Source organism: Fictibacillus solisalsi (assembly GCF_900103485.1).
Classification (GTDB): Bacteria; Bacillota; Bacilli; order Bacillales; family Fictibacillaceae; genus Fictibacillus_C; species Fictibacillus_C solisalsi.
In genome coordinates, this window is the sequence record NZ_FNHW01000001.1 from 2,286,363 (window position 1) to 2,301,594 (window position 15,232).

The following is a 15,232-nucleotide window of genomic DNA, read 5'->3' on the forward strand; positions in this document are numbered from 1 at the left end:
CTTGATTTATTCGGAATCTCTTTCATATGCCAGCATACCGCCGACCATGTTTTTTACTTTATATCCGTGATCATGGAGGAAGTAAGATACGTTCTCACTCCGCTTCCCGGAACGGCAGATGATGATATGCTCTTCGTCTTTCTTAATCTCATCCAACCGATCAGGGATCTCCATCATCTTAATATGCTTCGCTTCAGGAATCTTTCCCGCAGCGATTTCCTCATCCTCTCGAACATCAATAAGAGAGATGGCCTCACCCTTTTTCAACTTGGCTTTTACCTCTGCAGGAGTAATTGTTTCAATATGCTCTGTCAATTATTTCACCTCTTTGCGGATTAATTGGCAACGATATTCACGAGCTTGCCTGGAACTGCAATGACTTTGCGGACTGTTTTCCCTTCAATACTGCTTTGAACTGCGTCACTGTCCATTGCTGCCTGCTCCATATCTTCCCGTGTAATATCAGCTGGTACACTGAGCTTAGCTTTTACTTTACCGTTAATCTGTACAACAATCTCGACCTCTTTATCCACCAATTTGGCTTCATCCCATACCGGCCAAGCTTCATAGGCAATGGTTCCGCTGTGGCCAAGCTTTTCCCAAAGCTCCTCCGTAATGTGTGGAGCAATCGGGGAAAGAAGCTTCACAAAGCCTTCCATGGCGTACTTCGGAAGAACCTTTTGCTTGTTGGCTTCATTTACGAATACCATCAATTGAGAAATACCGGTGTTAAACCGAAGTCCCTCAAAATCCTCCGTAATCTTTTTTACGGTCTGATGATATACCCGCTCAAAAGTATCTGTACCCTGCTCATCTGCTATTGCAGGGTTAAGCTCTCCGTTATCTGTGACAAACAAGCGCCACACACGGTCAAGGAATCGGCGTGATCCGTCAAGTCCCGTAGTGCTCCATGCGATGGAGGCATCGAGCGGTCCCATGAACATTTCATACATACGAAGTGTATCTGCACCGTGCGAACTTACGATTTCATCCGGATTAACCACATTGCCTTTGGATTTGCTCATTTTTTCATTGTTCTCACCAAGAATCATTCCCTGGTTGAACAACCGCTGAAACGGTTCTTTTGTCGAAACAATGCCAAGATCATAAAGCACCTTATGCCAAAAACGTGCATAGAGCAAGTGAAGAACCGCATGTTCTGCACCGCCGATATAAATGTCTACCGGCAGCCAGTGCTGAATTTTCTTAGGATCTGCAATTCTTTCGCTGTTTTTCGGATCGATGTACCGCAAATAGTACCAGCAGCTTCCTGCCCATTGCGGCATCGTATTGGTTTCGCGGCGTCCTTTTTTACCGGTTTCGGGATCTACTACATTTACCCATTCTGATACGTTGGCGAGCGGGGATTCTCCTGTACCTGATGGTTTGATTTCTTCAACCACAGGCAATTGCAAAGGAAGTTCTTCTTCAGGAACATGAGTCATTGTTCCGTCTTCCCAAAGGATGATCGGAATTGGCTCACCCCAGTAGCGCTGGCGGGAGAACAGCCAGTCACGCAAACGGTACGTGATTTTCTTTTCGCCCTTTTTATTTTCTTCTAGCCAACTGTTGATTTTATTGATGGCTTCCTCTTTACCAAGACCGTCCAGGAAGTCGGAATTCACATGCTTTCCATCACCTGCGTACGCTTCTTTGCTCACATCTCCGCCTTCTACAACTTCAATGATTGGCAATTCAAATTTCATCGCAAATTCATGGTCCCGCTCGTCATGTCCCGGTACCGCCATAATGGCACCCGTTCCATACGTTGCCAGCACATAGTCGGCGATCCAGATTGGCACCTGCTTGCCATTGACCGGATTGACTGCATAGGCACCTGTAAAGACGCCTGTTTTTTCCTTAGAAAGTTCGGTGCGTTCAAGGTCAGACTTTGTAGCCACCTCATTTTTGTATTGCTCGACTGCCTGCTTTTGGGTTTCTGTAGTAATCTCGTTGACATATGAATGCTCTGGAGCAAGCACAAGATAAGTCGCTCCGAACAAGGTATCCGGACGCGTTGTAAACACGGTTACTTGCTTGTCATATCCGTCAATACTAAAGTGAACTTCAGCACCTTCCGAACGTCCGATCCAGTTGCGCTGCATTTCTTTCAAACTTTCCGGCCAATCCAACTCTTCCAAATCTTCAAGAAGGCGGTCGGCATAAGCAGTAATTTTCAGCATCCACTGCCTCATCGGTTTTCTTACGACCGGATGGCCACCGCGTTCACTTCTTCCATCGATGACTTCTTCGTTCGCAAGAACGGTTCCAAGTGCTTCACACCAGTTCACAGGAACTTCATCAACGTACGCCAATCCTTTTTTATACAGCTGGATAAAAATCCATTGGGTCCATTTGTAATATTCCGGATCAGTCGTGTTGACTTCACGATCCCAATCATAGGAGAAGCCAAGCTCCTTAATCTGCCTGCGGAAGGTATTTATGTTCTTTTCGGTGAACTCAGCCGGATCATTTCCCGTATCAAGAGCATACTGCTCTGCCGGCAAGCCGAATGCGTCCCATCCCATGGGATGCAGCACATTGTAATCCTGCATGCGTTTCATGCGTGAAAGGATGTCAGTGGCTGTATAGCCTTCCGGATGACCAACGTGAAGTCCTGCTCCGGACGGATAAGGAAACATATCCAGAGCATAAAATTTCTTTTTTGAATAATCCTCTTCGGTCTTAAATGTTTTATTGTTTTCCCAATATTGCTGCCATTTCGGCTCGATCTTTCGGTGATCGTAATGCATACTGTCTTTTCCTCCCTGTCACTATCATTCACCCTTTAAAGTAATAAAGACAAAATAAAAAACCTTCCGCCCCTAAAACTCATTCAGGGACGAAAGGTTGTGCATATTTATTAACCTGCCGCGGTACCACCCACATTAGCGTGTAAACGTGCCACGCTCTCTCATTGGACCCTTAACGCGGGCTTTACGACAGAAGCTACAAATGTTCACTTCCGCAACTACAAGGCGAGTTCAAAAAGGTTTGGGGTTGACTTGCACCATCCGTCAACTCTCTGCTTCCTTCTGCTTTTTTACTAGTCCCTATCATCGTAATTTACCATATTTAACTTGTATTGTATGAATACCAAAGCAAATTGTCAAGTGTAGCTTAGCCCTATTTTCCTAGTTATATACCAGATTCAAAGAAAGGACGGATCCAGTTGTCCACTGTATTGGCAACAGCAGGCACGATAGTATTAAAAATTGGATAGATAGTATAACGGTCGAGTGGGGTTAAAACGAGAATCAGGAAAATGATAACTCCAAAATGCTCATATTTCATCATTTTCGCCCGGACTCTATCCGGTGCCAGGTCCTCGAGAACGCGGTAGCCATCAAGCGGCGGAACCGGAAGCAAGTTAAATACAAACAGCAAGACATTTAAATAGACAAGCATGTTGATCAGCCGGTCGATAAAATCAATACCTTTTTCCGACACACCGTCCACAACACCCGTTGTAAAAAGAGAATAAAAAACAATGATGCCAACAACAGCAATCAATATATTGCTAAGCGGTCCTGCAATCGAAACAAGAATGCCATATAAGTGAGGGCGCTTGAAGTTACGGCGGTCTACCGGAACAGGCCTCGCCCATCCAAAACCGGCAATCAGCAAGAGAATGGTGCCGATGGGATCAAGATGGGCAATCGGCGAAAGTGTCAGCCGGCCCTGGTTCTTTGCTGTGGGATCACCGCATAGATAAGCGGTAAACGCGTGGGCAAATTCATGAATGGTAAATGCAATAACCAATGAAATGATGACAAACGGCAGTTCCTGAAAATTAAAAGCCATAAAATTTTCCATTCAACTCTCCTTAATTCAAACGGTCTTTTTCTGAGAAAGTTCACCGGCAGCAATCTTTCTGTCGTACACTTGCGTAAGTGCCATGCTAATCAGGTACAAACCAAAAATGACACCAAAAACAGCGTTCATTCCCCAGATGTCCGCGAGAATGCCGCCAAATGATGGTCCGATCATACGTCCCGCTGTAGCCGTGCTGTTCACGATTCCCTGATAAAAGCCAGCCCTGCCAGCAGGAGCAAGTTCATTGGCAATGGAAGGAATCCCTGGCCAAACCAGCATTTCCCCAAGTGTCAGAACCACCATCGCTCCAAGAAAACCTGAAAATGACTCAGCCTGGCACACTATAACAAACGAAAGAATAAAGATGACATAGCCTGCAAGAATTTGAGTTTTTGCGGCAGCGGCCCATTTTTTCAATACGTAGGCTAAGACCGGCTGCAAAAGGACAATCAACGCACCGTTCACCGTCCAAAGCAGACTGTACAGTTTCAGGCTGATGCCTGTTTCCTGCGTAAAGACTGCAATCGTGGATTGCCATTGCACATAACAGATCCATGCCAGCAAATAGCCTGCACATAAAATGAGAAGACCGGTAAACATTGTTTTGTTCTGTATTCTCCTATTTTGCGTCAGAATGGTTTCAGGAGCAATCTCTGAAGCTTTGCTGCTCATCTCTTTAAAACCAAACAAAACAAGCAAGAAAAAAACAGCACAAAGGCTGGCATTTCCGATGAACGACCATTGAAACGAATAGGAAGCGACAAATCCGCCCGCAGCAGCTCCGAGCGCCACCCCCACATTCTGAGCTACATAAATGGCGTTAAATGCTTTTCTTCCGCCTTCTTTCCAGACGGTTCCCGCCATGGCATACATCGATGGAAAGGTCATTCCCATCCCGAATCCTATCACCGCAAGAAGAAAGGCATAAAAGAGAAATGTATGATAAAACACCAACAGTACCAGGGCCACAAGGGTGATTGAGACTCCGGAAAGGATGGCACGGTAACCACCAAGCCGGTCAAATAACAGGCCGCCAGCCAGATTGCCAAGCACCCCGGCACCCGAATTGATCATGAGCACAATTCCCGCAACAGTCAGCGACTTTTCGAGATGCTCATGTATGTAAATTGTATTCACTGGCCACAAAAAACTTGATCCTGTCACATTCAGGACCATGCCGATAATCAGCAGCCAAAGCGACTTTGGCAATCCAAGCCCCCCCATTTCAGCAAAAGAATACCCTTAAGTATTGTAGTGCTTTTTCTGCGTGCTGACAATTGTAAACGCTGTCTTCCTCTCCTTTTCCCCTATTGTTGGAGAATAGCCTCTCCCATGCTAAAATGGCATATAGTGCGTTAGTAAGGATTTTTGTTAAGTTAAGGAGTGAACCCATTTGCCAGACCTAAGCGTTCCCGCCTATTTTGGCGACAAACGTTTTTATACATGGAATACCCATCTACGGAACCATTTTCATGAAAAAATAATCAAAGTCCCTCTCGATGGCGGCTTTGACTGTCCGAACCGTGATGGAAAAGCAGCATACGGCGGCTGCACCTTCTGCTCACAGAGCGGGTCCGGGGATTTTGCAGGGGACCGTCGTGATGATTTGATCACCCAGTTTCATACAGTAAAAGAACGTATGCACCGAAAGTGGAAAAAAGGGAAATACCTTGGCTATTTCCAGGCTTTTTCCAACACCTATGCCCCCGTGGAAAAGCTGCGGGAAATGTTTGAATCCATTCTGGAGCAGAAAGATGTCGTTGGCTTGGCCATTGCGACCCGTCCCGACTGTTTGCCTGATGATGTGGTTGAATATCTTGCCGAGCTTAATAAACGGACTTACCTGTGGGTCGAACTGGGCCTTCAAACGGTCCATGAACGGACTGCCCTTCTCATCAACCGTGCCCACGACTACCCAACCTATGTTGAAGGTGTGCAAAAGCTCCGTCAACATAATATTCGGGTGTGCTCCCATATTATTAACGGGCTTCCACTGGAAACACCTGAAATGATGATGGAGACGGCAAGAGAAGTAGCCAGACTGGATGTGCAGGGCATCAAGATCCATTTGCTTCACCTGTTGAAAAAAACACCGATGGTCAAGCAATACGACAAGGGAATGCTTCAGTTCCTGGACTTTGATACCTATGTCAATCTCGTATGCGACCAACTTGAGATTCTCCCCCCTGAAATAATGATTCACCGCCTCACGGGAGACGGGCCCCCTGATTTAATGATTGGCCCGATGTGGAGCATGAATAAATGGAAAGTTCTTAACGCGATTGAAAGCGAACTAGAACGAAGAAACAGTTACCAAGGAAAATATTATACTAAAGAAATGGTGAGGCCGCTATGAATCTACAAGGAATACTGCCATTTGCCAGAACATTGCTTTCAGCGGCCGCATCAGAGGGAAGTACTGTTATCGATGCCACATGCGGAAACGGGAATGACACGCTTTATCTTTCCCGGTTGGTCGGTAAGAGCGGCCGTGTGTTTGGATTTGACATCCAGGAACTTGCGATTCAAAACACCACCCGCCGTCTGTTGGAAGAACACGCTTTTGACAATGTAACCCTTTTTAACGCCGGCCACAATACGATGAAATCCATCATTCCACTGGAATACCACGGCTCGATTGCAGCTGCTATCTTTAATCTCGGCTATTTGCCCGGTGGAAATAAAGAGATTGTTACACAAAGCGATTCCACAATAGAAGCACTGGAACAGCTTTATGATCTGCTTGCTCCCGCGGGAATCGCCGTACTGGTCATCTACCACGGGCATGAACAAGGAAAAAAAGAACGGGATGCTGTTTTAAAGTATGCCAGGCAACTGGATCAGCAAAAAGCCCATGTCCTGCAATACGGGTTTATTAATCAAAAAAACAATCCTCCTTTTATTGTGGCGATTGAAAAAAGATAAGAGCGGAAACTGCATGCGCAGTATCCGCTCTTTTTATACAGAAGGCTTTAGTCGTTGCATCAATCTTCGGTTCATGTAAAAGAAATAGGTTATTCCTCCGCCCATTTTCATGATCTTGCCTGCCGCCTTTTTAATGCCAGGGTGGCGGTCGACCTTCTGATCGGCAAGATAGATACCAAGCAGTCCTCTGTTGATGAGTTTGTGAAATTTGCTGTCCGGCAGCCGCTGAATGCTGTGGTCAGCCTGTTCAACAAAATGGCCAAACCGCTCCAGAAGCTGATTTCCGTTTTCGTAGTACGAGCAAAAGTTAAGGTCGCCCCCCTCTTCATCTTCCTGCTGGTCCACAAAATAATCGAGCAAAATATGCAAACCTTGAACCCAGGGAAAATAGCCGTTTTTAATGACCTGAACCTGTTCAGCAGTCAAACTTTTCTGTGAAGCATAGGAGACCAGGCAAAAAATACCCAGTGTCGAGCCTGTACAGGCCGAAAATTCATACCAGCTCATGGCAGGCAGCGAATCCTTGTGGCTTCGGTACCAGGCCTGCAGCCTCGGTACCCGTTCCTCAATCATCACATGCTTATGTATTTGCAAATCACAATAATAATGTGCGAGATCAAGCAGTGAATCCGCGATGGAAGAATAATGCGGAATTTCAGACAGAATGCGCTGACATGTCTGTACCAGGCTCCAAAGGTAATCCCCATCATTTTGATCTTCTCTCAGGCGATAGTAATTTTTCCTTTCAGCCCCCGGTGTCAGTGCATGAATCATAGATTCATGCAACGCTTCAAAATCTTTGGGATCGAGTGAAGTGCTTCGGTCACAGAGATTATCCAAATAGTCGCTGATTGTCTGATAGGCTACCACAAATTCAATAACCTTTTGCCGCTGTTCACCTGCCAGAAGAGCCAGTATGGCTCCTCCCTGGCAATGGAATTCCTTTGTATCAATACTCATAAGAGCCTGTTTTCTAAGTTCGTCATTGGGGATGGTCTCTGCCTTTTCCCGCCAATTCTCTAAATAAAGTGCTACATCGGGCAGAACATTGCGATAGATGCGATACATTAATGCCCAAGGTTGATTCGGTACATTCATTTCAATTTTCCACCCCTTGCAATCATCAAAAATCAAAAATAAAGATTTATATACGATTTCATAAATTTAAAAACATCATCCCGTTCCGGCTCGTTCAGCACTTCATGATACAAGCCCGGGTATTCTTTATACATTTTATCATGGAGTTCAAGCCGGTTAAACCAACTGCGGACCTCACGTTTATCCACAATCCGGTCGTCTCCTCCTTGTATGACCAAAAGCGGCACGTTCGGAAAGCGGTCCGTCTCCTGGTGAGCTTGTTTCATGGCGCTTACAAGCTCACGGTACCATCTTACTGACACCTTCTCCACCAGCAGCGGATCGGAAGCATCCCGCAGTAGAACTTGTTCATTTCTTGTTTTGTTGACAGGATCAAGATTGGCAGAAAATTTAATGGAAGGAGCCACTCGGTTCAGGACCCTCGAAAGTGTTTCAATTCCCTTCTTGGGTGGACTCGCGATGCCCAAGCAAGGTGACGAAAGGATGATGCCTTTTAAGTTAAAGTTCTTCTGCGTTGCCGCACGAATAGCGGCAAGTCCTCCCATGCTGTGGCCAAAAAGGATTACAGGAAGGGAGTACCGATCTGCTTCTGTAATCCATTCTTCTATCGTGCGAATATATTCATCAAAAGAATCGATGTGCCCCCGGCGGCGGGTGGTCGTTCCCTGTCCGGGAAGGTCTCCCATTACGACGTGGAAGCCTGCCGCATTAAACTGCTGAATCAGCCATTCATAGCGGCCATGATATTCTCCCGCACCATGGACCATGATGACAACACCTTTTACTTCATCCTCAGTTTCCCACTTCCACATAACAGCATCCCCTTCTCGAAATAATTATCCTTTGATAGAATAAAATGAAAAGCTAAAAACAGTTTAAAACCCGATTTTATTTGAAAACAGGATGTGATACGTATGATCTACCCTTACAATGGAAAAAATCCAGTCATTGCAAAAAGTGCCTATATTGCAGATTATGTAACCATCACCGGCGATGTGACCATCGGGGAAAACAGTTCCATCTGGTTTAACACTGTCATACGCGGAGATGTTTCTCCGACGATTATCGGCAATGGCGTAAATATTCAGGATAACTCGGTTCTTCACCAAAGCCCCAACCGTCCCCTGATCCTTGAAGACGGAGTGACGGTTGGACACAGTGTTATTTTACATAGCAGTCTCATCCGGAAAAAGGCTCTGATCGGAATGGGCTCACTGGTTCTTGATGGTGCTGAAATTGGCGAAGGCGCATTTATCGGTGCCGGCAGCCTTGTTCCCCCAGGAAAAAAGATACCGCCAAATTCACTTGCGTTTGGCCGTCCAGCCAAAGTGATTCGGGAATTAAACGCTGACGACATCGCCGATATGAACCGCATTCGCCGTGAATATCAGGAAAAAGGCCAGTATTACAAGTCGCTTTCCGAATCCGATTGACGATCACCGTTAAACTCGATTAAGTTACCGTCCGGATCACATACATATACCTGGTGCCATGGCGTCTTATTCTCCGGTTTATTATGGTATGGCACCTTGAAGTGATCCAGTTTTTTCAATAATCCTGAAATATCGGTCACCCGTATGGCAAAATGGCCATCCCGGCTGTCCAGGTCATCCGTTCCTCTTAATGCTTTTCCCTGCGGGTTTACAATCAAATGAAGCTGTGTGGCGCCAAAAGTGTACCATACGCCTGGAAAACCAAACTGCGGACGCTCCTTGTCTGCTTTAAACCCCAATATGCCTTCATAAAAATACAATGCTTTCTTCAAATCAGTTACCACTAGTGAAACGTGATGGATTCCTTCGTACATGGCTTCCCCTTTCATTCATCTCTAAATTTTTTCCGTTCATATTGCATGTTCTGGATAAATCATACCACAAGATGATTTCCTATTTAAATGGATAAACCCCAGAAGCCCTTTTTCCCTGTAGTCATATTCCCCCCTCTTGTTCAATAAAGTAGTAAGAGCCCTTTTTTGGAGGTGAACCTGTTGAAACCTATAAAATCCTATACCCCTTATCACAGTCCGTTTGATCCCTGCCCTCCCATCGGGAGAAAGTACTACCGCACTCCACCTCAACTGTACATGACGTTCCAGCCGCCAAACCTGCCGCAGTTTTCTCCGAGGGAAGCATTGCAGAAAGGAACCCTTTGGCCGGCGTTCTACGATTTTTATGAAAACCCTTATGATCGGAGGAGTTAAGCAAATGGAAAATAGCCTTCCTGCCGACTATTACAGACTTCTGGAAGAATTGCAGGCTGTGGATTTTGTGCTGGTTGAATTGACGCTGTATCTTGATACCCATCCTAATGACACCGCAAGCATTCATCAGTTTAATCATTATGCACAAGAGCGAAAAAAACTGAAAAAAGCCATTGAATCTAAATACGGTCCCATGCAGCAGTTCGGAAACAGCTATTCAGGTACACCATGGGACTGGAACAAAGGGCCTTGGCCGTGGCAAGTGTAAATGTAATTTTATTGGAGGGTGACCATGTGGATTTATGAAAAAAAACTTCAATACCCGGTTAGAGTCAGTACCTGTAATCCCAGGCTCGCTAAATTTTTGATTGAACAATATGGAGGAGCGGATGGAGAGCTTGCGGCGGCGCTTCGTTACTTGAATCAGCGGTACAGCATTCCCGATAAGGTCATCGGGCTGTTAACGGATATTGGAACTGAGGAGTTTGCACATCTTGAAATGATTGCCACGATGGTCGTAAAACTAACCAAAGACGCCACGCCTCAACAGATGCGTGACGCCGGACTGGATGCCCATTATGCGAACCATGACAGTGCCCTTTTTTATCATAATGCAGCAGGTGTTCCATGGACCGCTTCTTACATTCAGGCCAAAGGAGATCCAATTGCAGACCTTTATGAAGACATAGCAGCTGAAGAAAAGGCGCGCGCCACCTATCAGTGGCTGATTGACATGTCGGACGATCCGGATCTCAATGACGGTCTCCGTTTCTTGAGAGAGCGTGAAATTATCCATTCCATGAGGTTCCGGGAAGCTGTGGAAATTCTGAAAGAAGAACGCGACCGAAAAACCGTTTTCTGACAGTCATTCTTAAAACCGCTGATTCATCAGTGGTTTTTTATTTTTACAAACTCTTCATACTTCCTTAAAACTGGGACAAACATCCACTTGTATGCTAAAGGAGAAATCAGCATTAAGACAGGAGGATGTTTATGGCGAGGGTGACCGGCTGGATTTATGAAAAAGAATGCAGGTTGTTCAAATGGGTAAACAACAGACTCCAGCATCGTTTGTTGGACAGGTACTTTAATGCCATTACCCACTTGGGCGGTGCAACCGCCACGATCATTACCACTCTTCTTATACTGCTCTTCGCACCTGATGGAGCAAGAATGTTTGCAGCTGCAGGTTTCCTGTCTCTCCTTCTCAGCCACATCCCTGTGGCCATCTCTAAGAAATGCTACCCCCGCAAGCGCCCATACCTCATGATACCAGGTACAAAAACCTTCAGCCATCCGCTGAAAGACCATTCCTTTCCGTCCGGACATACAACAGCGGTCTTCTCTGTTATCATTCCGCTGTCTCTGATTCACCCTGGTCTGCTCTGGATTCTTCTTCCGCTGAGCTTCTCTGTCGGAATCTCCAGGATGTACCTTGGCTTGCATTATCCCACGGATGTCCTCGCAGGCATGATGCTCGGGATCAGTTCAGGAATCTTTTCCGTTTTCTTGATTCATTCTTATATCGGTTACTAACCATCTATAATGTTCAGGAGGGGTTACATGAAAAGTGCGCTTCAGGAACACCGTTTGATGATTGTAAAAGAAATAAATCCCACTATCCATTCAGGATTCAATCTGCCAACAATCCTCAAGCTTCCTGTATTCATGAAATCCCTGGAGCATAAACCTCCTGATGATCTGCCGCTAAAAAAAGAAAAGCCGGCCCTTCCAGTGAGAAATCCCATTGGAAGGCCGGCTTTTTTATTTATGCGTTTGCTTGTTCTTTAAGTGCTTCTGCTTTATCTGTGTTTTCCCAAGGAAGCTCAACGTCTGTACGGCCGAAATGTCCATATGCAGCTGTCTGCTTGTAAATCGGTCGGCGAAGATCGAGCATTTTGATGATTCCTGCCGGGCGAAGGTCAAAGTTCTTGCGCACAAGATCAACCAATACCTCTTCGGAAACTTTCCCTGTTTCAAACGTGTTTACAGCAATGGATACAGGCTGAGCTACACCAATGGCGTAAGCAAGCTGAACTTCAACTTTTTCAGCAAGACCGGATGCAACAATGTTTTTTGCAACATAACGTGCTGCATATGCTGCAGAACGGTCTACTTTGGTCGCGTCTTTCCCGGAGAACGCTCCACCACCGTGACGGGCATATCCGCCATACGTATCAACAATAATTTTACGACCAGTTAAACCGGCATCACCTTGTGGTCCGCCAATTACAAAACGGCCAGTCGGGTTAATGAAGTACTTTGTATTTTCGTCAATCAATTCAGCAGGTACAACAGGCTTGATTACTTGTTCTTTAATATCCGCCTGGATTTGTTCAAGTGAAATCTCAGGGTGATGCTGAGTTGAAATAACAATCGTATCAATTCGAACCGGCTTGTCATCCTCATCGTATTCAACGGTTACTTGAGTTTTGCCATCAGGACGAAGGTATGGCACTTCTTCGGTTTTGCGCACTTCAGCCAATCGGCGGGACAGGCGGTGTGCTAATGAAATCGGAAGTGGCATAAGTTCAGGTGTTTCGTTGTTGGCATAGCCAAACATAAGACCCTGGTCACCAGCACCGATTGCTTCAATTTCTTCATCAGTCATCGAGCCTTCACGAGCTTCAAGTGCCTGGTCAACCCCCATCGCGATATCAGCAGACTGCTCATCGATGGATGTCAGAACTGCACACGTTTCAGAGTCAAAACCATACTTCGCACGGTCATACCCGATTTCTTTGATTGTTTCCCGAACCACTTTCGGAATATCAACATATGTGGATGTAGTAATTTCTCCTGCAACGAGCACAAGTCCGGTCGTTACAGAAGTTTCACAAGCTACACGGGCATTTGGATCGTTAGCCAGGATTTCATCCAGGATCGCATCGGAAATTTGGTCACAAATTTTGTCCGGATGCCCTTCTGTAACTGATTCAGATGTAAAAAGACGACGACTTTTAGACAATTGAGATCCTCCTTCTCTATTCAACGCATAGAGCAATATTTTTATAAGATACGGTACTCATTCCTATATGGATACTTTGTTTTTGTAAAATATTCAGGTTCAAACCATTTTGAGACATAAAAAAAGCCTTTCCCTAAATCATCATACACGAGGGAAAAGGTCTTATGTCTACGCCTTCACCTCTTATTTTCAAGGTTTGTTCACCTTGCAGGTTAGCACCTTTTCACTTCATTTTTTTGGCACGAAGTGTCGGTTGCTGGGTTTCATAGGGCCTGTCCCTCCACCTACTCGGAATAAGAGTAGCCGTTCCCGAAATATAATAGCGCAGTTCGACAAACCTGTCAACTTGAAATGGCATTCCTTTCACATCCCGAAAGGAATTTCACCCTCCTTTTGTCTGATAATAATGTTTGCCACAGCTGATCTGGGGATAGTGCCTGATTTTCGAACCAAATCGTAAAATGTTAAATAAAATAGTATACATTATTTATTTTAATGTGCTATACTAATTTCGAATTTAGTCATGTTGACGGTGATTAATATATTTCTTTAAAAGGACGGTTTTGCGAACATGAATACGGTTGATTCAACGACGACTTTAGATGATATTCTAAACAGCGCTGCTACTCATGAAAATCTCCCAGTACCTATGCTTGTTGAAAAAGCACTGCTCCGCAACGAAGCCATTTTATCTTCGACAGGTGCTCTCAGGGCCACAACTGGAAAATATACTGGACGCTCTCCGGAAGACAAGTTTATCGTGGACGAAGCCGGTTCACGCGAAAAAATAGACTGGGGCAAAATCAATAAGCCTTTTAATGAAGAAAAGTTTGATAAGCTATACAAAAAAGTACTTCATTACTTAGGCCAGCAAGAAGAACTTTTTGTGTTTAAAGGCTTCGCTGGCGCTGATCATGCTTATCGCCTACCCATTCAGGTCGTGAACGAATTCGCCTGGCACAATCTGTTCGCCCGGCAAATGTTTATCCGCCCTACAGCTGAAGAGCTAAAGGGACTGGATGCGGAATTTACAGTGGTCTCCGCTCCTGGATTCCAGGCTGATCCTGAGGTGGACGGCACAAATTCAGAAACTTTCATAATTATATCATTTGAGAGAAGGATTGTTTTGATCGGCGGAACAGAATATGCCGGTGAAATCAAAAAATCAATCTTTTCCGTTATGAACTATATCCTTCCCGAAAAAGGGATACTTTCCATGCATTGTTCAGCAAATGTCGGACAGGAAGGCGATGTCGCCCTTTTCTTCGGCTTATCCGGAACCGGTAAAACGACGCTTTCCGCTGATCCCCACCGCTCTCTGATCGGAGATGATGAACACGGCTGGGCCAATACAGGCGTCTTTAATATCGAAGGTGGATGCTATGCCAAAACCATCAACCTGTCGCAGGAAAAAGAGCCACAAATCTGGGATGCTATCCGATTTGGAAGCGTTCTCGAAAATGTAGTACTGGACGATGTGACCCGTGAAGGAAACTATGATGACGGCTCATTGACCGAAAATACAAGAGCAGCCTATCCAATTCAGGCTATTCCAAATATCATACAGCCAAGTGTTGCCGGACACCCGAACACCATCATATTTTTGACAGCTGATGCATTTGGAGTATTGCCTCCGATCAGCAAATTGACGAAGGAACAGGCAATGTACCACTTCTTATCCGGCTACACAAGTAAGCTTGCAGGCACAGAGCGTGGAATTACGTCTCCACAAGCCACCTTCTCCACTTGCTTTGGTGCTCCATTCCTGCCGCTTGAGGCAACGGTGTATGCGGAAATGCTCGGTGAGAAAATCGATCACCATGAAGTAGAAGTTTATCTAGTGAACACCGGTTGGTCCGGAGGGGCATACGGCGCAGGTAAGCGTATGAACCTTTCCTATACCAGAGCCATGGTACAGGCTGCGCTTCAGGGTGAGTTAAAATCTGTGGAAACGGTAACCGATCCGATCTTTGGATTGAACATTCCGATTCACTGCCCGGGTGTTCCTGATCAGGTTCTCCAGCCGAAGAAAACGTGGAGCAACCCTGAAGAATATGACCTTAAAGCCAAAGAGCTTGCTGCGCAGTTCAATGATAATTTTTCAAAGTTCAATAATGTTCCTGCTGAAATTAAAGGTGCAGGCCCGCTCGTCTAATAAGAAACTATCTAAAATGTACCGCTTCCTTTTTGGGAGCGGTTTTTGTTTTTTCCATAAAAAGGTTGAA

Annotated in this window: 17 protein-coding genes, 1 riboswitch and 1 other annotated feature; of the genes, 9 read left to right on the forward strand and 8 right to left on the reverse strand. The window is 45.5% G+C overall.

What is annotated here, in order from left to right; genetic code table 11:
* Window positions 1–6: 6 nt before the first annotated feature.
* The 4 genes from BLT53_RS11705 to BLT53_RS11720 form a co-directional block, all read right to left on the reverse strand.
* Window positions 7–315 carry a rhodanese-like domain-containing protein gene (locus BLT53_RS11705; protein ID WP_090235064.1) on the reverse strand — a complete coding sequence of 103 codons (309 nt, stop codon included), beginning with the start codon at window positions 313–315 and terminating at the stop codon, window positions 7–9.
* Window positions 316–335: 20 nt separating this feature from the next.
* The gene (gene leuS / locus BLT53_RS11710; protein ID WP_090235065.1) at window positions 336–2,753 is read right to left on the reverse strand and encodes a leucine--tRNA ligase; all 2,418 of its coding nucleotides are present in this window, start codon (window positions 2,751–2,753) and stop codon (window positions 336–338) included.
* 82 nt (window positions 2,754–2,835) lie between these two features.
* Window positions 2,836–3,069: a binding site (T-box leader), on the reverse strand.
* Window positions 3,070–3,138: 69 nt separating this feature from the next.
* Window positions 3,139–3,816 carry a site-2 protease family protein gene (locus BLT53_RS11715; protein WP_090235067.1) on the reverse strand — a complete coding sequence of 226 codons (678 nt, stop codon included), beginning with the start codon at window positions 3,814–3,816 and terminating at the stop codon, window positions 3,139–3,141.
* Window positions 3,817–3,831: 15 nt separating this feature from the next.
* Window positions 3,832–5,025: an MDR family MFS transporter gene (locus BLT53_RS11720; RefSeq protein WP_090235069.1), complete on the reverse strand. Its 1,194-nt coding sequence runs from the start codon at window positions 5,023–5,025 to the stop codon at window positions 3,832–3,834.
* Between the two features lie 184 nt (window positions 5,026–5,209).
* Here BLT53_RS11720 and mnmL point away from each other — a divergent pair, with 184 nt between their 5' ends.
* Window positions 5,210–6,172 carry a tRNA modification radical SAM protein MnmL/YtqA gene (mnmL, locus tag BLT53_RS11725; protein WP_090235070.1) on the forward strand — a complete coding sequence of 321 codons (963 nt, stop codon included), beginning with the start codon at window positions 5,210–5,212 and terminating at the stop codon, window positions 6,170–6,172.
* On the forward strand, window positions 6,169–6,741 hold the full coding sequence (gene mnmM / locus BLT53_RS11730; RefSeq protein ID WP_090235072.1) for a tRNA 5-(aminomethyl)-2-thiouridylate-methyltransferase MnmM: 573 nt from the start codon (window positions 6,169–6,171) through the stop codon (window positions 6,739–6,741). Before mnmL ends, mnmM begins: the two co-directional genes overlap by 4 nt.
* Window positions 6,742–6,774: 33 nt before the next feature.
* Here mnmM and BLT53_RS11735 read toward each other — a convergent pair whose 3' ends face one another.
* Window positions 6,775–7,839, reverse strand: a complete 1,065-nt coding sequence (locus tag BLT53_RS11735; RefSeq protein WP_090235073.1) for a tetraprenyl-beta-curcumene synthase family protein — start codon at window positions 7,837–7,839, stop codon at window positions 6,775–6,777.
* 32 nt (window positions 7,840–7,871) lie between these two features.
* Window positions 7,872–8,651, reverse strand: a complete 780-nt coding sequence (locus BLT53_RS11740) for an alpha/beta hydrolase (RefSeq protein WP_090235075.1) — start codon at window positions 8,649–8,651, stop codon at window positions 7,872–7,874.
* A 102-nt stretch (window positions 8,652–8,753) separates the two neighbouring features.
* On the opposite strand from BLT53_RS11740, the gene BLT53_RS11745 reads away from it, so the two are divergent.
* Window positions 8,754–9,272, forward strand: a complete 519-nt coding sequence (locus BLT53_RS11745; protein ID WP_090235077.1) for a gamma carbonic anhydrase — start codon at window positions 8,754–8,756, stop codon at window positions 9,270–9,272.
* Here BLT53_RS11745 and BLT53_RS11750 read toward each other — a convergent pair.
* A complete protein-coding gene (locus tag BLT53_RS11750; RefSeq protein WP_090235078.1) occupies window positions 9,245–9,646 on the reverse strand; it encodes a VOC family protein in 402 nt (133 codons plus the stop codon). The genes BLT53_RS11745 and BLT53_RS11750 overlap by 28 nt on opposite strands.
* 177 nt (window positions 9,647–9,823) lie before the next feature.
* Between BLT53_RS11750 and BLT53_RS11755 the strand changes: the two genes are divergently transcribed.
* The 5 genes from BLT53_RS11755 to BLT53_RS11775 all read left to right on the forward strand — a co-directional run bounded on the left by BLT53_RS11755 (window position 9,824) and on the right by BLT53_RS11775 (window position 11,830).
* Window positions 9,824–10,039, forward strand: a complete 216-nt coding sequence (locus BLT53_RS11755; protein ID WP_090236840.1) for a spore coat associated protein CotJA — start codon at window positions 9,824–9,826, stop codon at window positions 10,037–10,039.
* Between the two features lie 4 nt (window positions 10,040–10,043).
* The gene (locus BLT53_RS11760; RefSeq protein ID WP_090235080.1) at window positions 10,044–10,307 is read left to right on the forward strand and encodes a spore coat protein CotJB; all 264 of its coding nucleotides are present in this window, start codon (window positions 10,044–10,046) and stop codon (window positions 10,305–10,307) included.
* A gap of 24 nt (window positions 10,308–10,331) precedes the next feature.
* Complete coding sequence (locus BLT53_RS11765; protein ID WP_090235081.1) at window positions 10,332–10,901, forward strand: manganese catalase family protein; 570 nt, start codon at window positions 10,332–10,334, stop codon at window positions 10,899–10,901.
* A gap of 131 nt (window positions 10,902–11,032) precedes the next feature.
* On the forward strand, window positions 11,033–11,575 hold the full coding sequence (locus tag BLT53_RS11770; RefSeq protein ID WP_090235083.1) for a phosphatase PAP2 family protein: 543 nt from the start codon (window positions 11,033–11,035) through the stop codon (window positions 11,573–11,575).
* Between the two features lie 27 nt (window positions 11,576–11,602).
* Window positions 11,603–11,830, forward strand: coding sequence for a hypothetical protein (locus BLT53_RS11775; RefSeq protein WP_090235085.1), 228 nt, complete (start codon window positions 11,603–11,605; stop codon window positions 11,828–11,830).
* Here BLT53_RS11775 and metK read toward each other — a convergent pair.
* Complete coding sequence (metK, locus tag BLT53_RS11780) at window positions 11,808–13,007, reverse strand: methionine adenosyltransferase (RefSeq protein ID WP_090235087.1); 1,200 nt, start codon at window positions 13,005–13,007, stop codon at window positions 11,808–11,810. The two genes, BLT53_RS11775 and metK, sit on opposite strands and share 23 nt — an antisense overlap.
* Window positions 13,008–13,187: 180 nt before the next feature.
* Window positions 13,188–13,307: riboswitch (SAM riboswitch) on the reverse strand.
* Between the two features lie 271 nt (window positions 13,308–13,578).
* On the opposite strand from metK, the gene pckA reads away from it, so the two are divergent.
* Window positions 13,579–15,162, forward strand: a complete 1,584-nt coding sequence (gene pckA / locus BLT53_RS11785; protein WP_090235088.1) for a phosphoenolpyruvate carboxykinase (ATP) — start codon at window positions 13,579–13,581, stop codon at window positions 15,160–15,162.
* Window positions 15,163–15,232 lie beyond the last annotated feature (70 nt).